The following is a 20,551-nucleotide window of genomic DNA, read 5'->3' on the forward strand; positions in this document are numbered from 1 at the left end:
GCTCCCCGCTACCGCCCGATCACTTCACCTTCAACTGGTCCAGCGCGAACGCCAGATATTCCGCCTGTTCCTTGAACCGCTCGAACCGCCCCGACTTGCCGCCATGGCCGGCTTCCATGTTCGTGCGGAAGATCAGCGGGTTGGTGTCGGTCTTCAGCGTGCGCAGGCGCGCGACATATTTGGCCGGCTCATAATATTGCACCTGGCTGTCCCACAGCCCGGTGCCGACAAAGATCGCCGGATACGCCCCGCGCTTCAGCTGATCATAGGGCGAGTAGCTGAGCATATAGTCATAGCTCGCCTTGTTCTCCGGATTGCCCCATTCGTCATATTCGCCCGTCGTCAGCGGGATCGTGGGATCGAGCATCGTCGTCACCACATCGACGAACGGCATCAGGCTGACGATCGCGCCATAATCCTGCGGCGCCATGTTGGTGATGCCGCCCATCAGCAGCCCGCCGGCGCTTCCGCCCATCGCCGCGACGCGACCCTTCTTCGCATAGCCCTGATCGACCAGATACCGGGTCACGTCGATGAAATCGGTGAAGCTGTTCTTCTTGTTGAACATCCGCCCCTGATCATACCAGGCGCGGCCCATTTCCTGCCCGCCGCGGATATGCGCGATGGCGTAAACCATGCCCCGGTCGAGCAGGCTCGGCAGCATCGGCGAAAAGCCCGGATCGGTCGAATAGCCATAGCTGCCATAGGCGTACTGGAACAGCGGCGCAGTGCCGTCCTTCTTGAAGCCCTTGGCATAGACGAGGCTCACCGGCACCTTCGTCCCGTCGCGCGCGGTCGCCCACACCCGCTCGGTCACGTACTTGCTCGCGTCATAGCCCGGCACCGGCGTGACCTTCAGCGTCCGCCGCTCGCCGGTCTTCATATTCGCCTCGATCACCGTCGACGGCGTGGTCAGCGAATTATAGGTATAGCGGACCCAGTCGGTCGCGGTCTCGGCATTGGTGCTCAGCCCCATGGAGTAGGCCGGCTCGTCCGCCGCGACAAAGCTCGACTTGCCATCATTGCCCAGCAGCCGCAGCCGCTTGTTGCCGCCCGATCGCTCCTCGATCGCCAGATAGTGATCGAACGGCTGCACCCCCTCGATGAACACATCGGCGCTGTGCGGCACCAGATCCTTCCACCCGCCTTGCCCGCGCCGGTCGCGCTGTCGGCGACGGTCATCAGCCGGTAGTTCGGCGCGTTCCAGTTGGTGCGGATCACCCAGCGATTGTCGACATGGTCCGCGCCGTACAGAAAGTCGGTCTCGCGCGGCGCGATCACCGTGAAATTCGTCGGGTTGGCGACCGGCGCGCAACGCTGCTCGTCGCTCACCGTCTTGCCCGAATAGATACAGATGAACTTCTCCGAACTCGTCGTCCCCAGCCCGAGCGAATAGGTGTCGTCCTTCTCCTCATAGACCAGCCGGTCGGCGCTCGCCGGCGTGCCCAGCACATGCGCCTTTACCCGCTTGCCCAGCAGGGTGACCGGATCCTTCTCGATGTAGAAAATCGTCTTGTTGTCCCCGGCCCAGGCGAACCCCGCCTGCACATTGGGAATCGAATCCTCCAGCGTCTTGCCGGTGGTCAGGTCCTTGACCTTGAGCACGAACTGCCGCCGCCCGACCTTGTCCTCGGCATAAGCGAGCAGGCGGTTGTCGGGGCTGACCTGACGGCTTCCGATCTGAAAGAAATTAGCGCCCTTGGCCATCTCCGGCTGGTTGAGGATGATTTCCTCGGGCGCCTCCATGCTGCCCTTGCGCCGCGCGACGATCGGATAGCTGCCACCGACCTCGTAGCGCGTGTAATAGTAATATCCGTTGTCGAGATAGGGGACGCTGCTGTCGTCCTGCTTGATGCGGCCCGTAATCTCCGTGAACAGCGCCTCCTGCATCGGCTTGGTCGGGGCGAGCACCGCATCGGCATAGGCGTTTTCGGCGGTGAGATAGGCGAGCATCTCCGGGTTCTTGCGCGTGTCGTCGCGCAGCCAGTAATATTCATCCTCGCGCACCGCGCCGAACGGCGCCTTCACCTGATGCGGCTTCTTTGCGGCGACCGGCGGCTTTGGCGGCGCGCTCGGCGCATCCTGCGCGGCGAGCGGCGTGGCGGCGAGAATCAGCCCGACCGCGGCGATGCGGTGAAACGAACGAACCATGCGAATCCCCTTGAAATTCTTGGGCCCAAGCCTGCGGCAAAGCCCGCCGCGCATCAAGCTGTCCCGGATTGGTTACTGCCGTATTCTCCGTGCTTGAGCCGTGCTGCCGCGCAATGCTAAGCCCCGTGCACCGGGGAGGGGTTTCTGGTGAATGACCATGCGATGCGTGCGTCCGCGCCGCATTACGATACGACGCTCGACCGTGCGGGCCTGGCGCTGGCGCTGGGCGGCGCATTGGGCGGTATCGTCGTGCTGCTGCTGGTGTTCGCGGCGGGGCAGCGCGAGCTTGCGTCGCTCGGCGCGGCGTGGGTGCTCGGCACGATCTTCTCGGCACTCGGTATCGCCGGGGCAGGGGGGCCGCTGTGGCTGGTCCTCCACCTCGCCGGCTATCGCCGCGCCTGGCACGCCGCCGCGCTCGGCGCGCTGATCTCACTCGTCCTATTCGTCGGCGCGCAAACCTACGGCTTCGGCTTCCTCGCCGTCCCCGCGAGCGATCTGCGTACCACCCTGTTCCGCTGGATCAGCGCGCTCGGCACCAGCGCACTGCTTGCAATCGTCGCCGCGGGGATCGCACTGGCGATGTGGCGCGTCGCGTATCGCCGGGTGATGTGACTTTCTATCCTCCCCCGCCAGGGGGAGGTGGCATGCGCAGCATGACGGAGGGGGAGGAAGCACGACGTCGAGAGGGCGCAGCCGTCCTCGCCCTCCGTCGCCTTCGGCGCCACCTCCCCCTGGCGGGGGAGGATTGCTTAGATGCTACGCCTTCGTCCCCGGACAATCGCCGACCCGCTTGCCGGTCGTCTTCGCCTTGATCTTCATCGTCCGCGCGCCGCCCGGCATCGTCGTTTCCATTTCATTGTCGATCGCAAAGTCGTCGTCGCTGAAAGTCCCGCTAATCTTCATCGTCATCTTCCCGGTGTCGGCGTCGCACACCAGCGTCCCGTCGATCTTCCCACCGGCCATGTTGAATGTCTCATAGGTGCAGCGCCCCTTGCTCTGCGCCAGCACTTCGGCCGGAGGCGACTTGGCCTGTTCGGGCGTCACGCAATTTTTTCCGACCTGCTTCTGCTGAAGCATCAGCTTGGTCATCTCGTCCTTCATCCGCCCTTCAAGACCAGGAATGTCGATCGAAACCGTCTCGACCGTCGTCTCCCACTCCCCTGGATTGAACCGCGCCCCACCCGCCGCATCGACCTTGGCAGCGACCTCCTCGGGCGAGGCATTGGTGACGGACACGTCCCCGCTGCCACAGGCGGCGACCGCGAGCGGGAGGGCAAGGGCGACAATGGCGGCGAAGGCCGGGACACGCATGAGCAGGCTCCTCTCGGTTTCGGAACGATGCTGAACTCTTGCGGGGCAGAGGGCAACAGACAAAACGCTACTTATGTTCTTTATTTGTTCCATCATCCGTGCTAATGGGGATTGGGAGGTTTCATCCATGTGCGCAGCATCATTTTCAGGCTTTCCGGCAAGTCCGATCACGGCGTCCTCAACAAGACATCTGGGTGTTGCTTATGTGTGCGATGGTCGACGCATTCCTGTAGCGTTGGTGTCGCGTCGCCGTTGTCTCGATGGCGCGTCGAAGTCGCGCAGGTGTCGCGTGACCGTCGCGTCCCGGTCGCATCGGCAGCGGCGGCGTCTGGGGAACCGCCCGCAACCCGCGCGTTTTTGTCCGCATCGTCTGTCCGCCTGACAGCCGCGACCCATTTGCACCCCGATCCGAAGGCCCCATATTCCCGCCATGGCGATCCAGATACGCACCAGCCTTGCCGAACCCGAAACTGGCCCCGGCTTCGTTCCCCACCGCCCGAACCGCCCCGAAAAGAGCGAGGGCGGGCGGCCGTTCAAGCTGGTCAGCGACTATGAACCCGCCGGCGACCAGCCGACCGCGATCAGGGAACTGACCGAAGCGGCCTTGGCCGGCGAGCGCGATCAGGTGCTGCTCGGCGTCACCGGCTCGGGCAAGACCTTCACCATGGCGAGCGTGATCAACAACCTCCAGCGCCCGGCGCTGATCCTCGCCCCCAACAAGATCCTTGCCGCTCAGCTCTATGGCGAATTCAAGAGCTTCTTCCCCGAAAACGCGGTCGAATATTTCGTCAGCTATTACGACTATTACCAGCCTGAGGCGTACGTCCCCCGCAGCGACACCTACATCGAGAAGGAAAGCTCGGTGAACGAGGCGATCGACCGGATGCGCCACTCGGCCACCCGCTCGCTGCTCGAACGCGACGACGTCATCATCGTCGCCTCGGTCTCCTGCCTCTACGGTATCGGTTCGGTCGAAACCTATTCAGCGATGATCTTCGACCTCAAAAAGGGCCAGGTCGCCGACCAGCGGGAGATCATCCGCAAGCTGGTCGCGCTGCAATACAAACGCAACGACGCCGCCTTTGCCCGCGGCAATTTCCGGGTCCGCGGCGACAGTCTCGAAATCTTCCCCTCGCACTATGAAGACACCGCCTGGCGGATCAGCTTCTTCGGCGACGATATCGAGGAGATTACCGAGTTCGATCCGCTGACCGGATCGAAGGTCGCGAACCTCGACAGCATCCGCGTCTATGCCAACTCGCACCACGTCACCCCCGGACCGACGCTCAAACAGGCGATGGAGGCGATCAAGCACGAGCTCGCCGAGCGGCTGAAGGAGTTGCACATCGAGGGCAAGCTGCTCGAAGCGCAGCGGCTGGAGCAGCGCACCAATTTCGACCTCGAGATGATCGCCGCGACCGGAAGCTGCGCGGGGATCGAGAATTACAGCCGCTTCCTCACCGGCCGCCTGCCGGGCGAGCCGCCGCCGACCCTGTTCGAATATCTCCCCGAAAATGCGGTACTGTTCGTCGACGAAAGCCACCAGACGGTGCCGCAGATCGGCGCGATGGCGCGCGGCGACCATCGGCGCAAGATCACGCTCGCCGAATATGGCTTCCGACTGCCCAGCTGCATCGACAACCGCCCGCTGCGCTTCAACGAATGGGATGCGATGCGGCCGCAGACCGTCAGCGTCTCGGCAACACCCGGCGGCTGGGAGATGGAGCAGACGGGCGGCGTGTTCTCGGAGCAGGTGATCCGCCCCACCGGCCTGATCGATCCGCCGGTCGAGATCAAGCCGGTCGAGGAACAGGTCCAGGACCTGATCGTCGAATGCCGCAAGACGGCGGAGCTGGGCTACCGCACCCTCGTCACCACGCTGACCAAGCGCATGGCCGAGGACCTCACCGAATATATGCACGAAGCGGGAATCAAGGTCCGCTACATGCACAGCGACGTCGAGACGCTGGAGCGTATCGAGCTGATCCGCGACCTGCGCATGGGCGTCTATGACGTTCTGATCGGTATCAACCTGCTCCGCGAAGGCCTTGATATTCCTGAGTGCGGCCTCGTCGCGATCCTCGATGCGGACAAGGAAGGGTTCCTGCGTTCCGAAACCTCGTTGATCCAGACGATCGGCCGCGCCGCGCGCAACGTCGATGGCCGCGTGATCCTCTATGCCGATCGCATCACCGGCAGCATGGAGCGCGCGCTCAACGAAACCAGCCGCCGACGCGAGAAGCAGGAGGCGTATAACCGCGAACACGGCATCACTCCGACCACGATCAAGCGCAACATTGGCGACATCATCGCCCATGTCGCGTCGAAAGATCAGGTCACGGTGGAGATTGAGGACGGCCCCGCCCACATGGTCGGCCACAACCTCCGCGCCTATATCGAGGAACTCGAAAAGAAGATGCGCAACGCCGCCGCGAACCTGGAGTTCGAAGAAGCCGGCCGCCTCCGCGACGAAATCCGTTCGTTGGAAGCCGAAGAACTCGGCCTCCCCACCGGCGACCGCAAGGCCCCGGTCATGGGCCGCAGCAACGAAGGCAAGCCCGGCACGCGCAAGACCCGCTTCGGCAAAGTGCAGCGCAAATGGGGCGGGGGGAAGCGGTGACCCGGTTGAGCCGCGCGGCCCCTTCGCCCATAAGGCGCGCCATGCGTTTCATTCCCCTGCTCGCCGCGTCGGTCGCTCTCGCCAGCTGCTCCAATGTCGTGCCCCCGGCCCCTGCTCCGGCCCCGCCACCGCCGCGTCCGGTGCCGACCCCGGCGCCGGCCCCGGCACCCGCACCGCCCCCCGCGAGCAGCGACTGGCGCGATTGGCCCGCATCGCCGGGTAACTGGACCTGGCGGCGCGAAGGGCAGGGGACGATCGCGTCGTTCGGCCTGCGCGCCGATCAGCCCGAACTCTCGCTGCGCTGCGACCGCGCGAAGCGCCAGATCCAGATCGCACGTCGCGGCGAGACGCCCGGTCCAGTAACGATCCGCACCTCGACCACTGCGCGCGGCCTCAGCGCCTGGCCAACGCCAGGCGCTCAGCCCTATATGGCGGTGACGCTGGCGGCGAACGATCCGATCCTCGACGCGATGGGCTATAGCCGTGGCCGGTTCATCGTCGAGATGCCCCCGCTCGCGCCTTTGGTCGTGCCGACCTGGGCCGAAGTGCAGCGGGTGGTGGAGGATTGCCGGGGCTGATCGACCAGCCGTCGTTTCGCTTCGACCGACGACGTGTCCTATGCGACCAACACGGTGCATGATCTCCGCTTTGAAGCGGAGGATATATGACCCGTTGGATCGCCGCTGCGCTGGCTATCAGCTTGTGTCCCGCCGCCGCATCGGCCCAGACCGATGTCCAGTCCGCCGTCGCTGCGCCGGGCCGCCCCGCCGATCAGGTCGCGCTGGATGCGGGCCGCAAGCCCGCTGAAGTCCTTGCCTTTCTCGGCCTCAAGTCCGGCGATGTCGCTGCGGACATCATGGCCGGAAGCGGCTATTATACCGAGATCATGGCCCGCGCCGTTGGGCCGAAGGGCAAGGTGATCGCCGTCGAGCCCGAGCAATTCTATACCGGCCAGCCCAAGGCGATCGCCGCCTGGGACGCGCTCGAGGCCCGCGCCGCAAATGTGGAACTGGCGGTCGGCCCGTTCGGCACCCTCGCCGCCGCCCCCGCATCGCTCGACTTCACCCTGATGCACCTCGTCTATCACGACCTCTATTGGGAGAGCGCCAAGTACAAGGTGCCGCGCGTCGATCCGTCGGCGTTCCTGAAGTCGCTCTTCGCCGCGACCAAGCCGGGCGGGATCGTCGGAGTGGTCGATCATGTCGGCGCAGCCGGAGACACCCGTGCCATCGTCGATACGCTTCACCGCATCGACCCCGCGGTGATCAAGGCCGATTTCAAGGCGGCCGGATTCGTGTTGGAGGCCGAAAGTCCGCTGCTCCGCGCGGCGGACGACGATATCGCGAAGCTGGTGTTCGACCCCGCAGTGCGCGGCAAGACCGATCGGGTCGTCTATCGATTTCGTAAGCCCGGCTGAGCGGCGATCTCCGATCTCTTCGCGCCAGACCTCCATCACTCGCGCATTTTTCAAGGCAATACAAGTCTTGTTCTGTTCCCAATCTTGATTCACAGTCACTCGCGTACCCAAATCAGGGTACGCCGTTTCAACAAGCGAAAGGAGGTGATCCGATGTCTCATGGTTCAGCAGTGAGGTCGGTTCAGTTCGTTCGGGAGACGCGCCGCTAAGTATCTGCGTCGGATGGCCGCCGGAGGCGCTCCATCCGATCTGGCGTTCGGGAGGTATTCTCCTCCAATCAACGACGCCGCAGATGTGACACGCGGTCCGCATGGTCTCCCGGGCTGGAGCTCTCCGGCCGCTGACCATGTCGGAGGTCACCGGGTGCCAGAGATGGCCCCGGTGGCCTCTTTCATTTTCAGAGCAGGTAAACGACCAGATAGCGCGCGACGAGCGCCACCATCACCGCGGTGCTCAACCGCTCACCGCGCACCAGCATCGCCGCAACCATCAGCGCTGCGAGTATCACGGTCAGCACGACGGCGAGTGGTCGCATCAGCAGCCCGGTCATCGCCGGCGTCGCAAGGTAAAACCCGATCTGGCATGCCAGCAGCGCCAGCATGACGCCCAGCACGATCCGCCGGACGCGAAAGAAATGGCTGTCCAGTTCGCCATGCTCCGCCGGCTCCCGCGGAAACACCAGATGTGCGGCGAGGTAATAGGCGCTGGCGAACAGGGTGATCGCCATCAATGAATGGCCCGACACGCCGACCACATCCCGCGTCGTCCACGCTGCCTGCCAGAAGGACAACAGGTCGAGCAGCACGAAGATACCGAGCAGCGGCGTCAGCCACCCGATCCGCACCGTTGCTCCGGGCCGCAACCGCGCCTCGATCGCCCGGGCCAGCCCGCCCAGCACCTCGACGATCGACAGGCCGAGCAGCAGCCCGAACAGCGCAAAGATGAATTCAAACTCGCTCATGGATTTTCCCCCGCTACCCACTATCCACGACACCACCGCCCTGTCGAGCGAAAGGCCCGCCGATCATGTCCGACCGCATCCTCGTCCTTTACGGCTCCTACCGCCGCGACCGTCTGGGCATCCGCCTCGCCCGCTGGCTGAACGCGCAGCTCAATGCGAAAGGCTGCGATGCGGAACTGATCGACGCCAAGGCCATCGACCTCCCGATGCTCGACCGGATGTATAAGGAGTATCCGAAAGGCGAGGCGCCCGAGGCGATGGAAGCGCTGGCTACCAAGATCAAGGCAGCGGACGGATTCCTCTTCGTCACCGGTGAATATAATTGGGGCATGCAGCCCGGCCTCAAGAACCTGACCGACCATTTCCTGGAGGAGTGGTTCTGGCGCCCCGCAGCGATCGCCAGCTATTCGGCCGGACGACTGGCCGGCGCGCGGAGCAACTCGATGTGGCACCCGACGCTCAGCGAAATGGGGATGGTCGTCATCTCCTCCACGCTGACGGTGGGCCAGATCGGCCAGGCGATCGATGCCGACGACCAGCCACAGGGGGAAAACGGGGCCGCGCTCACCCGCGCCTTCCCGCGTTTCGCCGATGATTTTCTATGGTGGGTCGAAGCGGCAAAGGCCCAGCGTGCGCGCCGCGATCCGCCTTATTAAGTGAAGTGGAGCAGCAGCCAGATCGACAAAGCGACGACCAGCAACGGCATTGCGAGGATCAGCCCGATCACCAGCATCACGCGAACTGCCTGTCGCCGCCCAAACCCCTCGCGCGAACTGGCATAGATCACCCACAACAGCCCGAAGAACCCGTTGTTGCGCATCATGCGTCACCCAATGCCTTGAGCCGATAGAGCGCGTCCAGCGCCTCGCGCGGGCTCAACGCATCGACGTCCAGCGCCTCCAGCTCCGCACGCAACGGATCAACGGGAGCGGCTTCCTCCGCCACCATCGCCGCAAACAGCGGCAAATCATCCAGCCCCGCCGCGATCCCGCCCGTCTTCTCGCGCCCTGCCTCCAGCTTCGCGAGCACCGCCTTGGCCCGGCTGATCGTCATCGGCGGCAGCCCCGCCAGCCGCGCAACGGCCAGGCCATAGCTGCGGTCCGCCGGCCCCTCCGCGACCTCGTGCAACAGCACCAGATCGCCCTTCCATTCCCGCGCCCGCACATGGTGCAGCGACAGTGCCTCGCACCGTTCCGCCAGCCGGGTCAGCTCGTGATAATGCGTCGCGAACAGGCAGCGGCAGCGATTATCCTCATGGATCGCCTCGACCACCGCCCAGGCGATGGCAAGGCCGTCATAGGTGCTGGTCCCGCGCCCAACCTCGTCCAGAATGACGAAGCTGCGCGGCGTCGCCTGCGCCAGGATCGCGGCAGTCTCGACCATCTCGACCATGAAGGTCGATCGCCCGCGCGCCAGATTGTCCGACGCGCCGACCCGGCTGAACAACCGATCGACCAGCCCCAGCTTCGCGCGCGCCGCCGGGACATAGGCGCCCGCCTGCGCCAGCACCGCGATCAGCGCATTCTGGCGCAAAAAGGTCGATTTGCCGCCCATGTTCGGCCCGGTGACCAGCCACAGCCGGTTGCGTTCGGACAGCACGCAGTCATTCGCCACGAACCGCTCGCCACTCCGCGCCAGTGCCGTCTCCACCACCGGATGCCGCCCGCCCTCGACCTCGAAACAGGCGTGATCCACCAAAGCGGGCCGGGTCCAGCCACCCTCTGCCGCGCGCTCGGCCAGCCCGGCGGCAACGTCGAGCCGGGCGAGCGCATCGGCGGTGGCCGCAATCGCCTCGCGCGTCGCAAGTGCAGCGGCGGTTAGATCCTCCAGATGCGCCGCCTCCGCCGCCAGCGCATGCGCGCCGGCCTGCGTCACCTTGATCGCAATCTCGTGCAACTCCGGCGCGTTGAAGCGCACCACGCCCGCCAGCGTCTGGCGATGGGTGAACCCGCTATCGGCCACCATCAGCGCATCGGCATGTTTTGCCGCCACTTCGATATGATAACCGAGCACGCCATTATGCTTGATCTTGAGCGCGGCGATCCCCGTCCGGTCGCGATACTGCGCCTCCAGCGCCGCGATCGCGCGCCGCCCGCCGGCGCCCGCGTCGCGCAGATCGTCGAGCGCGGCGTCATAGCCCTCGGCGATATACCCGCCATGCGCGGCATCGATTGGCGGGGCGGGGACCAGTGCCCGCTGCAACAGGTCGATCAGCGCGCCATGCCCGCGCAACTGCGGCGCAAGTTCGGCGAGCAGCGTCGGCGCATCCGCCAGCCGCCCCAATTTCTCCCCCAGCCGCCACGCGCCATCGAGTCCGTCGCGCAGCTGGCCCAGGTCACGCGGACTGCCGCGCCCGGCGGCGAGCCGCCCCAGCGCGCGGCCGATATCGGGCAGGCTGCGCAGCGTCCCGCGCACATCCTCACGCAGGCCGGGGTCGTCGTGGAATCGCTGCACCAGATCGAGCCGCGCTTCGATCGCACTGACATCCATCAGCGGCGCGGCCAGATCCTGCCCCAGCAGCCGCGCGCCCGCGCCCGTCACCGTCCGGTCGACCGCGTCGAGCAGGCTGCCCTTGCGCATCCCCGACTGGCTCTGCGTCAGCTCCAGGCTCTCGCGCGTCGCCGCGTCGATCGCCATGCACGCATCCGACCGGGTGATGCGCGGCGGGCGCAGAAAGGGCAGGGCGCCCTTGGCGGTATGGTCGAGATAGGCGATCAGCCCACCCGCCGCCGCCAGTGCCGCGCGCCCGAACTGCCCGAACCCGTCCAGCGTCGCTACACCGAACAGCGCCTTGATCCGCGCCTCGCCCCGACTGCTGTCGAACTCGCCGCGTGGGCGGGTGGTGGTGGCGAGCAATTCCGCCTCGCTCCCCTCCGCCACGACGATCTCGGCCGGGTTGAGCTGCGCCAGCACCGCGCTCACCGCGTCCGCGCTGCATTCCAGCAGCTCGAACCTACCAGTGGAGATGTCCGCCGCCGCGATCGCGACCTCGCCCCCCGCCTCGCCGATCGCCGCGCACCAGTTCGCGCTGCGGCTGTCAAGCAATGCCTCTTCGGTCAGCGTGCCGGCAGTAACGACGCGGATGATCGCCCGCGCAACCAACGCCTTGGACCCGCCGCGCTTCTTCGCCTCCTCCGGCGTTTCGATCTGGTCGGCAATAGCGACGCGATGCCCCGCCTTGATCAGCCGCGCGAGATAGCCTTCCGCCGAATGCGCCGGCACGCCGCACATCGGAATCTTGTCGCCGCCATGCTCCCCGCGCGACGTCAGCGCGATGTCGAGGACGTTGCTCGCGATCTTCGCATCGTCGAAGAACAGCTCGAAGAAATCACCCATGCGATAGAACAGCAGGCAGTCCTGCGACTCCGCCTTGAGCGCCAGATATTGCGCCATCATCGGGGTGGGGGCGGCGGTCATTGTGGGATCATTCTTCGATGGGGCGACGCGCGCCGTGGCGGATGCTGAGGATCGACACGGTGTCGTCGACGACCTGGTAACGTAGGATGTAGGGCGGGACGGTCACGAGTTCGCGGGTGCCATTGCCAGCGGGGCGACCGCGATTGGGAAAGTCGGTCAGACTTTCCCCGGCATTGGCAAACCGCGTGAGAATGCGTTGCGCTGCGGCCTCATCAAACACGCTGATATAGGTAATGATCAGGTCGAGTTGTTCGAGCGCTTCGCTCGTCCAGTCTATCGTCGCCATTCGCGCGGCATCGGCTTCCAGTCAGGGGTGCCCCAGGTTCGCAACCAGGCGGCGACCTTTTCGTGGGGAACGACGCGACCGGCAGCGATGTCGGCGCGAGCGCGCGCGTCCGATGCGGCAATCGCCTCCGCATCCGGTTCGCTGAAAATCTCACGATCATGCTCCATGCCCCGCATCATACAAGCTCGCCCAAAGTTTGCCTAGGTCCGCCTTATGTGCGGAAATTCGCACAATATGCCGGACCTGTGCCGCACAATCCACGGATTCGATCGCATTCCCCAGCGTCAAGGCGCGTTGCAATCCGCGCCCGCTCGCCCCTAAAGGGAAGCCGACCGGGAGAGCGAAATGTCCGAAGAAGCCAATATCCAGTTTTCCGAGCGCGAGGCACTGCTGTTCCACTCGGAGGGCCGGCCCGGCAAGATCGAGATCGTGGCAAGCAAGCCACTGACCACGCAGCGCGATTTGGCGCTCGCTTACTCCCCCGGTGTCGCGGTCCCGGTTCAGGCGATCGCCGATGATCCCGCCACCGCCTATGACTATACCGCCAAGGGCAACCTCGTCGCGGTCATCTCCAATGGCACCGCGATTCTAGGCATGGGCAATCTGGGGGCATTGGCGTCCAAGCCCGTGATGGAGGGCAAGGCGGTGCTGTTCAAGCGCTTCGCCGATGTCGATTCGATCGATCTCGAGGTGAAGACCGAGGATGTCGACGCCTTCATCAACTGCGTCGAACTGCTCGAACCCAGCTTTGGCGGCATCAACCTTGAGGATATCAAGGCGCCTGAATGCTTTATCATCGAGCAGACGCTGCGCGAGCGGATGAACATCCCGGTGTTCCATGACGACCAGCATGGCACCGCGATCATTACCGCCGCCGGACTGATCAACGCCTGCCTGCTCACCGGCCGCAACCTGGCCGATATCAAGGTGGTGGTGAACGGCGCGGGTGCCGCCGCCATCGCCTGCACCGAACTCATGAAAGCGATGGGCGTGCGGCACGAAAACGTGCTGATGTGCGACCGCACTGGCGTCATCACCACCGATCGCGAAGGCGTGAACCAGTGGCAGTCGGCGCATGCCGCCACCACCGATCGCCGCACTCTGACCGAAGCTTTGGTCGGCGCCGACGTGTTCCTCGGCCTGTCCGCCGCCGGCGCGCTGAAGCCCGAGATGGTCAAGGACATGGCCCCCGCGCCGATCATCTTCGCCATGGCCAATCCGGAGCCCGAGATCCGCCCCGAACTGGCCAAGGCCGCACGCCCCGATGCGATCATCGCCACCGGCCGCTCGGACTATCCCAATCAGGTCAACAACGTCCTCGGCTTCCCCTTCATCTTCCGCGGCGCGCTCGACGTGCGCGCGACGGCGGTGAATGAGGAGATGAAGATCGCCGCCGCCCGCGCCATCGCCGAACTCGCGCGTGAACAGGTGCCCGAGGAAGTCGCGCTCGCCTATGGCAAGGCGCACAGCTTCGGCCCCGAATATATCATCCCCGCGCCGTTCGACCCGCGCCTGATGGAAGTCGTGTCGATGGCGGTGGCCAAGGCGGCGATGGACTCGGGCGTCGCGACCAAGCCGATCCTCGACATGGCCGCCTATCGCCACACGCTGCGCGGTCGCCTCAACCCGACCACGTCGGTGCTGACACTCGCCTATGAAGGCGCGCGCGCGCATCCCAAGCGCGTGATCTTCGCCGAGGCGGAAGAGGAAGTCGTGCTGCGTGCGGCCATCGCCTTCCGCGACGGCGGTTATGGCACGCCAGTGTTGGTCGGCCGCGACGACGTGCCGGAACGGCTGCGCGCGCTCGGCGTCAGCGATCCCGACAGTTTCGAACTGCACAACAGCCGCAACTCGCCGCTCGTCCCGGCGATGGTCGACTTCCTCTACAACCGGCTCCAGCGCCGTGGCTATCTGCGCCGCGATTGCGAGCGGATGGTGAACCAGGATCGCAACATCTTCGGCTCGCTGCTGCTGCAGCTGGGGGAGGGCGATGCGATGATCACCGGCGTCACCCGCACCTATTCGCAGACGCTGCGCGAAGTGCGCCGCGTGATCGACGTCGCCGATGGCCGCACCGCGTTCGGCATGCACTTGATGGTCGGCCAGTCGCACACGGTGTTCATCGCCGACACCACGGTCAATGAACGCCCGAGTGCCGAGGAACTGGCCGACATCGCCGAACAGACCGCGCAGGTCGCACGCCAGATGGGCCACGAACCGCGCGTCGCGTTCCTCAGCTATTCGAACTTCGGCAACCCGAAGGGCGCGTTCCTCGAAAATATCCGCGACGCGGTGAAGGTGCTCGACGGGCGCGGCGTCAGCTTCGAATATGAAGGCGAAATGGCCCCCGACGTGGCGCTCAACCCGCGTCAGCTCGCCAACTATCCGTTCGCCCGCCTGTCCGGCCCGGCCAACATCCTGATCATGCCGGGCCTCCAGTCCGCGCATATCTCGGCCAAGCTGCTGCGTGAGCTGGGCGGCGACAGCATGATCGGCCCGATGCTGGTCGGCATGGAAAAGCCGGTCCAGGTCGCCCCGATGACCAGCAGCGCGGGCGACCTGGTGACGCTCGCGGTGCTCGCAGCGGGCGGGATCGCGCGTTAGGCGCGCGCGTCGATCCGCCAGCATGCTGCGGTGAAGCTCACGCAGTCGCCGTCCACGAACGACGCAAACGCATCACGCAATTGCGCCAGGACTGCGGCGCGGGACGCATCGTCAAGTTGCCGCAGGACGATGCCGACCCGCCCCATGTGCAGCAGATAGGCGTCGAGCGCTGCAAGCGGCATCGTGCATTCGGCGTCAAATGGCGTCAGCACCGCGTGCGACCAGCCCGCATCCGCCAGAATAGCGCGAACCCGATCCGGGTCGGCAAAGGCGAACTGGCCGGGCGCATCGGCCTGCTGCGGTGGAAGCGGCGGCAGCATCTCTGCGGTGGCGCGCTCTGCGCAGGTCATGAACGGGTTTTCACCGGGCGAACGCCAGGCAAATGCCGTCAATGGCGCGTCCGGCAGCAGCATGGCACGGATCCGTGCAAAGGCAGCCACCGGTTCGTCGAAGAACATGATCCCGAAGCGCGACACCGCCATGTCGAACGGCGCATCGGCGGTGATGCGCGACGCATCCCCCGCGATGAAGCGGGCGTCGACGCCGCAAAGTCCTGCCCGCTGCTTGGCCAGATCGATCATCGGCACGGACAAATCTGCGCCGGTCGCATGGCCACGTCCCGCGACTGCCCGACCAATCGCGATCGTGGTCGCGCCGGTTCCGCAGCCGATGTCGAGCACATGGCGCGCACCCACTTCCGTTACCGCATCGACCATCGCGGTCTCGAACGGTTCAAACAGCTGATCGAGCGTGCTCTGCATCGTCAGCCATGCGTCCGCTGCCGGGCCATTCCACAATTGCGCCTGGGTCATCGTCTCGATCATCGTTCATCCTTTCGCTTGATTCGGTTGGGTCGAGGCGGCACCTTGCCACTTCAAGTCAACTTGAGGTCAAGCGATGTCTGCGATCGATATCAATGCAGTCGCGCGTCAGTCGGGAGTGCCCGCCTCGACCTTGCGCTACTATGAAGAGCGCGGTCTGATCGCGTCGATCGGGCGACGGGGGCTCAAGCGGGTGTTTGCACCGGGCATTCTCGAACGGCTGGCGCTGATCGCGCTGGGGCGACAGGCCGGGTTCTCGCTCGACGAGATCGCTGCGATGTTCGATGCGCGGGGCATGGCGGTCATCGACCGCGACATGCTGCGGGCCAAGGCGGATGAGCTGGATCTGCTGATCCGGCGGCTCTCGGCGATGCGCGACGGCTTGCGCCATGCGGCGGATTGCCCGGCACCCCAGCATATGGAGTGCCCGACCTTTCAACGGATCGTGCGTGCCGCAGCGTCGGGCGCGCTCAGTCGGCGCGCGCAGCCGATCAAACTGCCACGCTAGCACCTACGCCGAGAGAAACACGACTCCAGCAATCGCCGGACCGCGCTCCGGCTCGCCAAGCCGCCCATTACCCCGAACCCGCAGCACTGCGACATTCCCCGACCGCTCATTGGCGACGAGCAACTCGCCACGATCCTCGCGCAGCAGGAACAGGCGCGGCCAGTGCCCGCCGCAGCTGACATGCTGCAACAGACTCAGCCCCCCGTCGCGCGCGATCGCGAAGACCGCGATGCTGTCATGGCCGCGGTTCGACAGATACAGCCGCGTCCCCGCGCGGTTGACCGCGATATGCGCGCCATAGGATGCGCCACTGAACTTGGCGGGCAGGGTCGAGAGCGTCGCACCCCCGGTGAAGCCGCCGTCGGCATCAGCACGCAGCACCGTCACCGTATTCGCCAGTTCGGCCAGCAGATAGGCGACCGGCAGGCGCGGGTGCCAAGCCATGTGGCGCGGCCCCGATCCCGGCGTCGCACGATACGCGACATCGCTCCCCGTGACACGCCCCGACGCCGGATCGACACGATGCGCGAACACCGCATCCGCGCCCAGGTCCACCGCGTGCAGCATCCGCCCGTCGCGGCTGAACCCCACCCAATGTGCATGCGGTCCGGTCTGCCGCCGCTGGTCCGGCCCGCTCCCGCGATGTGCCACGCTCTGCGCCGCGCCGACCGGCAGCCCCGTCTTGCGATCTAGCCGCCAAAGCGCGACATTGCCGCTCGAATAGTTCGCCACGGCGAGCAGGCCCCCATCGGGGCTGAGCGCCGCATGACACGGATGCGCGCCCAGCGTGGACACGCTGCCCAGCGGCTTCAGCGCGCGGTCATAGATGCCCAGCGTTCCCGCCTCGATTTCGTCAAGCAGATAGCGGAAACGCCCATCGCGCGAAGTCACCCCGAACGAAGCATTGCGGATCGCCACAGCCGGCGCGCCCGCCGACCAGCCCTTCGCCGTTCCGGCCAACGGCACCACCCCCGCACCACCCCGGCTGGCATAGGTTCCCGCAATCAGCCGATCTGGAGCCGCAACCATGGCCGCCGCCGGGCTGCCTGCAAGCGCAAGGGTTCCGGCAACGAAGCTGCGGCGCGACGGCGTAAACGGGAAACTGCTCATCGCCACTTGAAACCCGCCTGCGCGCGCTGCGTCAATGCCGCGATGGGTAAGCAGCGTCGGGAGCCGCTAGCGATGCAAAGCGTTGCGCGGTAGCATCGCCGCACTTCGGCCGAAAATCCCGCAGTAAGATGGAGCAACGCACCACATGACGACCCCGTCGGACCCGACCGCTAGCGCCTTCCCGACGGTTGGCCGCGTCGCCACGATCACCGTCACGATCCTGGCGATTATCGGCTTTGCATGGATGCTGCTCGAACTGTCGGGCTTTCTCATGCTGATCTTCGCCTCGCTCGTGCTCGCCGCGATCTTCGGCGTTATCACGCAAGCGGTGAGCCGCTGGACCGGCATCGGGCGCGGTCCGGCGCTCGGCATTTCGGTGCTGCTGATCCTCGCGGTATTCGGCGGCGCGTTTACGCTGTTCGGCTCGCAGCTCGCCGGCGAGTTCGACACGATCCAGGACAGCATCCCGCCCGCGATCGAACAGGTCCGCGCCTTCCTCGAACGCGCCGGGCTCAGCGAATCGGTGCGCAAGATGGTCGAGCAGGGGAGCAGCGACGTCTCCCGCTTCGCCAGCCAGGCCGGCGGCTATGTCCTCACCGCCACCAACGGCATCGCCAATTTCGTGCTCGTCTTCGTCGCCGCCATCTTCCTCGCCAGCGATCCGGCGGTGTATCGCCGCGGCCTGTTGCTGCTGTTGCCCGACCGGGCCGAGCCGACCATCGCTGCAGCGCTGGACGATGCGTCGCGCGGCCTGCGCGGCTGGATGGTCGGGCAGGCGGTGTCGTCGCTGGTGGTTGCGGCATTCACCTGGGCCGGGCTTGCGTTGCTCGGCGTGCCGGCGGCGGGCGGGCTCGGCCTGATCGCCGGGCTGCTCGACGTGATCCCGATGATCGGCCCGATCATCGCCGGCGTTCCTGCCGTGCTGCTCGCCTTCACCGTATCGCCGATCACCGCCGTGTGGACGATCGTGCTGTTCCTGATCATCCAGCAGATTCAGGGCAATTTCCTGCAGCCAATGATTCAGAAACAGGCGGTCGACGTGCCCCCCGCGATCCTGCTGTTTGCAGTCGTCGCGGCGGGCCTGTTGTTCGGCTTCCTCGGCGTCCTCCTCGCCGCCCCGCTCACCGTCGTCGTATTCGTGCTGGTCCAGCGCATCTATGTCCGCACCCTGCTGGGCAAGGACATCAAGATCGCTGGCCAGACCGAAACCGCTGATTAAGCGTCGATACTGACCGCCAGCGATGCGTTGACCAGCCCGCCGTCTACGACCAGCGTGTCGCCGACGACATAGTCCGACGCGCGGCTGGCGAGGAAGATCGCCGCGCCGGCCATATCTTCGGGTGTGCCGATCCGCCGCATCGGGATGCGCTTGGCCACCGCATCGCCATGGTCGCGCGCGGCGCGGTTCATCTCGCTGGCAAAGGCGCCGGGGGCCAGGCTCGTGACGATGATCCCGTCCCGGATCAGCCGCGCGGCCATGCGCTTGGTCAGATAGATCAGCGCCGCCTTGGACGCGTGATAGCTGTACGTCTCCCACGGATTGAGCCGCAGCCCGTCGATCGAGGTGATGTTGATCACCTTCGACGGCGCATCATGGCTGGCACGCGCCTTGAGCAGGTCGTGCAGCGCCTGCGTCAGGAAGAAGGGCGACTTGACGTTGAGGTCCATCACCTTGTCCCAGCCGCTTTCGGGAAACTCGGTGAACTCCACGCCCCATGCCGCGCCGGCATTGTTGACGAGGATGTCGAGATGGCCCTCGCGTTCGGCCATCGCCGCAGCCAGCGCCTTGCAGCCGTCGACCGTCGACACATCCATCGGGATCGGAATGCAATTCGGCCCGAGCTCGGCGGCGGTTTCCTCGCACGCCGGGGCCTTGCGCGAGGAGATATAGACCTTCGCGCCCTGAGCGATGAAGCCCTCTGCGATCATCTTGCCGATCCCGCGGCTACCGCCCGTGACGAGCGCGACCTTGCCGGTCAGGTCGAAAAATTTGCTGGTGTCCATCATTTCTCCCTCTCCCCTTTAGGGGAGAGGGCCGGGGAGAGGGGCAGTCTCTCCAATCCGGCCCATCGTTTCGACTTAACTGCCCCTCTCCCAACCCTCTCCCCTGAAGGGGAGAGGGCTATTCTTACCCACCCCGCTTGATCGTCTCACGCGCGATGATCAATTGCTGGATCTGGCTGGTGCCTTCATAGATGCGAAACAGGCGCACGTCGCGGTACAGCCGCTCGATGCCGTAATCGGCGATATAGCCCGCGCCGCCGAAGATCTGCACCGCACGATCGGCAACGCGTCCGACCATTTCGGTGGCGAACAGCTTCGCCGCCGCGCTCTCCATCACCACGTCCTTGCCCGCGTCCTTGGCCGCCGCAGTTTCGAGCACCAGCGCGCGCGCCGCGAGCGCCTCGGTCTTGCTGTCGGCGATCATCGCCTGGATCAGCTGATGCTCGGCGATCGGCTTGCCGAACTGCTTGCGCTCGGTCGCATAGGCGACGCAGTCGGCGATCAGCCGCTCGGCCACGCCGACGCTGACCGCGCTGATGTGCAGCCGCCCCCGGTCGAGCACGCGCATCGCGATCTTGAAGCCTTCACCCTCTTCGCCGAGGCGATTGGCGGCGGGGACGGGGACATCGTCGAAGATGACGTCGGCAACCTTCGCGCCCTTCTGCCCCATCTTCTTCTCGGGCTCGCCGATGCTGACGCCGGGCAGGTCGCGGGGAACGAGGAAGGCGGAGACACCGCGTGCGCCGGGTTCGTCGCCGGTGCGCGCCATCACGGTGAACAGCGACGCCTTGTCCGCATTGGTGATGTAGCGCTTGGTTCCGGTCAGGCGGTAGACGTCGCCATCGCGCACCGCCCGGGCCTTCACCGCGCCGCTATCGCTGCCGACATCGGGTTCGGTCAGCGCAAAGCTGGTCACGATCTCTCCCGTCGCGATGCGCGGCAGCCACTGCGCCTTCTGTTCGGGCGTCCCGGCCATGACGAGGCCCTGCGATCCAATCCCGACATTGGTGCCAAAGGTCGACCGGAACGCCGGCGTCGTTCGCCCGAGTTCGAGCGCGACGCGACACTCCTCGACCATCGTCAGGCCCAGCCCGCTATACACTTCGGCAATCGACAGGCCGAACAGGCCCAGCGCCTTCATCTCCTCGACGATATGCGCCGGAATCGCATCCGCCTCCTCCACCTCCGCCTCCAGCGGCCGCAGTCGCTCGGCGACGAAGCGACGTACCGTGTCGATCAATGCGTCAAAGGTCTCGGCGTCGAGGCTCATATCCGGCGATCCTGCTCCATACCCTATTTTCGAAAGCGGATAGCAGGAGCCTTGTTGGAGGTCACGCGGGA

General features: G+C 65.7%; 19 protein-coding genes and 1 pseudogene. 8 read left to right on the top strand and 12 right to left on the bottom strand.

Features of this window, described 5'->3' with window-relative positions; genetic code table 11:
* Positions 1 to 19: 19 nt before the first annotated feature.
* Together KYX69_RS16830 and KYX69_RS16835 are read right to left on the bottom strand one after the other, a co-directional pair.
* A complete protein-coding gene (locus tag KYX69_RS16830) occupies positions 20 to 1,129 on the bottom strand; it encodes a prolyl oligopeptidase family serine peptidase (RefSeq protein WP_300499193.1) in 1,110 nt (369 codons plus the stop codon).
* Positions 1,130 to 1,230: 101 nt separating this feature from the next.
* Positions 1,231 to 2,205: pseudogene (locus KYX69_RS16835) on the bottom strand (S9 family peptidase); the annotation flags it as partial.
* Positions 2,206 to 2,298: 93 nt separating this feature from the next.
* Between KYX69_RS16835 and KYX69_RS16840 the strand changes: the two are divergent.
* Entirely contained in the window at positions 2,299 to 2,763 is a 465-nt protein-coding gene (locus tag KYX69_RS16840) for a hypothetical protein (RefSeq protein WP_300499195.1), read from the top strand.
* A 144-nt stretch (positions 2,764 to 2,907) separates the two neighbouring features.
* Here the strand turns inward: KYX69_RS16840 and KYX69_RS16845 are convergent, their stop codons facing one another.
* Complete coding sequence (locus tag KYX69_RS16845) at positions 2,908 to 3,462, bottom strand: DUF3617 domain-containing protein (protein WP_300499197.1); 555 nt, start codon at positions 3,460 to 3,462, stop codon at positions 2,908 to 2,910.
* 430 nt (positions 3,463 to 3,892) lie between these two features.
* Between KYX69_RS16845 and uvrB the strand changes: the two genes are divergently transcribed.
* The 3 genes from uvrB (at position 3,893) to KYX69_RS16860 (ending at position 7,499) form a co-directional block, all read left to right on the top strand.
* The gene (uvrB, locus tag KYX69_RS16850; protein ID WP_300499199.1) at positions 3,893 to 6,082 is read left to right on the top strand and encodes an excinuclease ABC subunit UvrB; all 2,190 of its coding nucleotides are present in this window, start codon (positions 3,893 to 3,895) and stop codon (positions 6,080 to 6,082) included.
* A gap of 41 nt (positions 6,083 to 6,123) precedes the next feature.
* Positions 6,124 to 6,660, top strand: coding sequence for a hypothetical protein (locus KYX69_RS16855; protein WP_300499202.1), 537 nt, complete (start codon positions 6,124 to 6,126; stop codon positions 6,658 to 6,660).
* 86 nt (positions 6,661 to 6,746) lie between these two features.
* Positions 6,747 to 7,499: a methyltransferase gene (locus KYX69_RS16860; RefSeq protein WP_300499205.1), complete on the top strand. Its 753-nt coding sequence runs from the start codon at positions 6,747 to 6,749 to the stop codon at positions 7,497 to 7,499.
* Between the two features lie 397 nt (positions 7,500 to 7,896).
* Here KYX69_RS16860 and KYX69_RS16865 read toward each other — a convergent pair whose 3' ends face one another.
* On the bottom strand, positions 7,897 to 8,460 hold the full coding sequence (locus KYX69_RS16865) for a hypothetical protein (RefSeq protein WP_300499208.1): 564 nt from the start codon (positions 8,458 to 8,460) through the stop codon (positions 7,897 to 7,899).
* Between the two features lie 65 nt (positions 8,461 to 8,525).
* On the opposite strand from KYX69_RS16865, the gene KYX69_RS16870 reads away from it, so the two are divergent.
* Positions 8,526 to 9,116, top strand: a complete 591-nt coding sequence (locus tag KYX69_RS16870) for an NADPH-dependent FMN reductase (protein WP_300499211.1) — start codon at positions 8,526 to 8,528, stop codon at positions 9,114 to 9,116.
* On the opposite strand, the gene KYX69_RS16875 is transcribed toward KYX69_RS16870, so the two are convergent.
* Genes KYX69_RS16875 through KYX69_RS16890 form a run of 4 tightly spaced genes read right to left on the bottom strand, consistent with a single transcriptional unit; the run spans position 9,113 to position 12,330 of the window.
* On the bottom strand, positions 9,113 to 9,283 hold the full coding sequence (locus tag KYX69_RS16875) for a hypothetical protein (protein WP_300499213.1): 171 nt from the start codon (positions 9,281 to 9,283) through the stop codon (positions 9,113 to 9,115). The genes KYX69_RS16870 and KYX69_RS16875 overlap by 4 nt on opposite strands.
* Positions 9,280 to 11,856, bottom strand: coding sequence for a DNA mismatch repair protein MutS (mutS, locus tag KYX69_RS16880; protein WP_300499301.1), 2,577 nt, complete (start codon positions 11,854 to 11,856; stop codon positions 9,280 to 9,282). Before mutS ends, KYX69_RS16875 begins: the two co-directional genes overlap by 4 nt.
* Before the next feature lie 28 nt (positions 11,857 to 11,884).
* Complete coding sequence (locus KYX69_RS16885) at positions 11,885 to 12,163, bottom strand: type II toxin-antitoxin system RelE/ParE family toxin (RefSeq protein WP_300499215.1); 279 nt, start codon at positions 12,161 to 12,163, stop codon at positions 11,885 to 11,887.
* Positions 12,151 to 12,330 (bottom strand): antitoxin, encoded by a 180-nt coding sequence (locus tag KYX69_RS16890; protein ID WP_300499217.1) that lies wholly within the window; start codon positions 12,328 to 12,330, stop codon positions 12,151 to 12,153. The genes KYX69_RS16885 and KYX69_RS16890 overlap by 13 nt, the downstream gene beginning before the upstream one ends.
* Before the next feature lie 178 nt (positions 12,331 to 12,508).
* Between KYX69_RS16890 and KYX69_RS16895 the strand changes: the two genes are divergently transcribed.
* Positions 12,509 to 14,767 carry an NADP-dependent malic enzyme gene (locus KYX69_RS16895; protein ID WP_300499219.1) on the top strand — a complete coding sequence of 753 codons (2,259 nt, stop codon included), beginning with the start codon at positions 12,509 to 12,511 and terminating at the stop codon, positions 14,765 to 14,767.
* Here KYX69_RS16895 and KYX69_RS16900 read toward each other — a convergent pair.
* On the bottom strand, positions 14,764 to 15,591 hold the full coding sequence (locus KYX69_RS16900) for a class I SAM-dependent methyltransferase (RefSeq protein WP_300499221.1): 828 nt from the start codon (positions 15,589 to 15,591) through the stop codon (positions 14,764 to 14,766). The genes KYX69_RS16895 and KYX69_RS16900 overlap by 4 nt on opposite strands.
* A 73-nt stretch (positions 15,592 to 15,664) precedes the next feature.
* Between KYX69_RS16900 and KYX69_RS16905 the strand changes: the two genes are divergently transcribed.
* Positions 15,665 to 16,096, top strand: coding sequence for a helix-turn-helix domain-containing protein (locus tag KYX69_RS16905; protein ID WP_300499224.1), 432 nt, complete (start codon positions 15,665 to 15,667; stop codon positions 16,094 to 16,096).
* A gap of 3 nt (positions 16,097 to 16,099) precedes the next feature.
* Here KYX69_RS16905 and KYX69_RS16910 read toward each other — a convergent pair whose 3' ends face one another.
* Positions 16,100 to 17,206, bottom strand: a complete 1,107-nt coding sequence (locus tag KYX69_RS16910; protein ID WP_300499227.1) for a lactonase family protein — start codon at positions 17,204 to 17,206, stop codon at positions 16,100 to 16,102.
* A gap of 145 nt (positions 17,207 to 17,351) precedes the next feature.
* On the opposite strand from KYX69_RS16910, the gene KYX69_RS16915 reads away from it, so the two are divergent.
* Positions 17,352 to 18,425: an AI-2E family transporter gene (locus KYX69_RS16915; protein WP_300499229.1), complete on the top strand. Its 1,074-nt coding sequence runs from the start codon at positions 17,352 to 17,354 to the stop codon at positions 18,423 to 18,425.
* On the opposite strand, the gene KYX69_RS16920 is transcribed toward KYX69_RS16915, so the two are convergent.
* Complete coding sequence (locus KYX69_RS16920) at positions 18,422 to 19,210, bottom strand: SDR family oxidoreductase (RefSeq protein WP_300499232.1); 789 nt, start codon at positions 19,208 to 19,210, stop codon at positions 18,422 to 18,424. The two genes, KYX69_RS16915 and KYX69_RS16920, sit on opposite strands and share 4 nt — an antisense overlap.
* 124 nt (positions 19,211 to 19,334) lie before the next feature.
* The gene (locus KYX69_RS16925; RefSeq protein ID WP_300499235.1) at positions 19,335 to 20,480 is read right to left on the bottom strand and encodes an acyl-CoA dehydrogenase family protein; all 1,146 of its coding nucleotides are present in this window, start codon (positions 20,478 to 20,480) and stop codon (positions 19,335 to 19,337) included.
* Positions 20,481 to 20,551: the final 71 nt, after the last annotated feature.

It is taken from the genome of Sphingomonas sp. (assembly GCF_030145815.1).
Taxonomy (GTDB): Bacteria; Pseudomonadota; Alphaproteobacteria; order Sphingomonadales; family Sphingomonadaceae; genus Sphingomonas.

Coding starts and splice junctions, on each gene's coding strand:
- KYX69_RS16845 (WP_300499197.1), bottom strand. CDS start 3,462: ATGCGTGTCCCGGCCTTCGCCGCCATTGTCGCCCTTGCCCTCCCGCTC.
- uvrB (WP_300499199.1), top strand. CDS start 3,893: ATGGCGATCCAGATACGCACCAGCCTTGCCGAACCCGAAACTGGCCCC.
- KYX69_RS16855 (WP_300499202.1), top strand. CDS start 6,124: ATGCGTTTCATTCCCCTGCTCGCCGCGTCGGTCGCTCTCGCCAGCTGC.
- KYX69_RS16860 (WP_300499205.1), top strand. CDS start 6,747: ATGACCCGTTGGATCGCCGCTGCGCTGGCTATCAGCTTGTGTCCCGCC.
- KYX69_RS16865 (WP_300499208.1), bottom strand. CDS start 8,460: ATGAGCGAGTTTGAATTCATCTTTGCGCTGTTCGGGCTGCTGCTCGGC.
- KYX69_RS16870 (WP_300499211.1), top strand. CDS start 8,526: ATGTCCGACCGCATCCTCGTCCTTTACGGCTCCTACCGCCGCGACCGT.
- KYX69_RS16875 (WP_300499213.1), bottom strand. CDS start 9,283: ATGATGCGCAACAACGGGTTCTTCGGGCTGTTGTGGGTGATCTATGCC.
- mutS (WP_300499301.1), bottom strand. CDS start 11,856: ATGATGGCGCAATATCTGGCGCTCAAGGCGGAGTCGCAGGACTGCCTG.
- KYX69_RS16885 (WP_300499215.1), bottom strand. CDS start 12,163: ATGGCGACGATAGACTGGACGAGCGAAGCGCTCGAACAACTCGACCTG.
- KYX69_RS16890 (WP_300499217.1), bottom strand. CDS start 12,330: ATGGAGCATGATCGTGAGATTTTCAGCGAACCGGATGCGGAGGCGATT.
- KYX69_RS16895 (WP_300499219.1), top strand. CDS start 12,509: ATGTCCGAAGAAGCCAATATCCAGTTTTCCGAGCGCGAGGCACTGCTG.
- KYX69_RS16900 (WP_300499221.1), bottom strand. CDS start 15,591: ATGATCGAGACGATGACCCAGGCGCAATTGTGGAATGGCCCGGCAGCG.
- KYX69_RS16905 (WP_300499224.1), top strand. CDS start 15,665: ATGTCTGCGATCGATATCAATGCAGTCGCGCGTCAGTCGGGAGTGCCC.
- KYX69_RS16910 (WP_300499227.1), bottom strand. CDS start 17,206: ATGAGCAGTTTCCCGTTTACGCCGTCGCGCCGCAGCTTCGTTGCCGGA.
- KYX69_RS16915 (WP_300499229.1), top strand. CDS start 17,352: ATGACGACCCCGTCGGACCCGACCGCTAGCGCCTTCCCGACGGTTGGC.
- KYX69_RS16920 (WP_300499232.1), bottom strand. CDS start 19,210: ATGGACACCAGCAAATTTTTCGACCTGACCGGCAAGGTCGCGCTCGTC.
- KYX69_RS16925 (WP_300499235.1), bottom strand. CDS start 20,480: ATGAGCCTCGACGCCGAGACCTTTGACGCATTGATCGACACGGTACGT.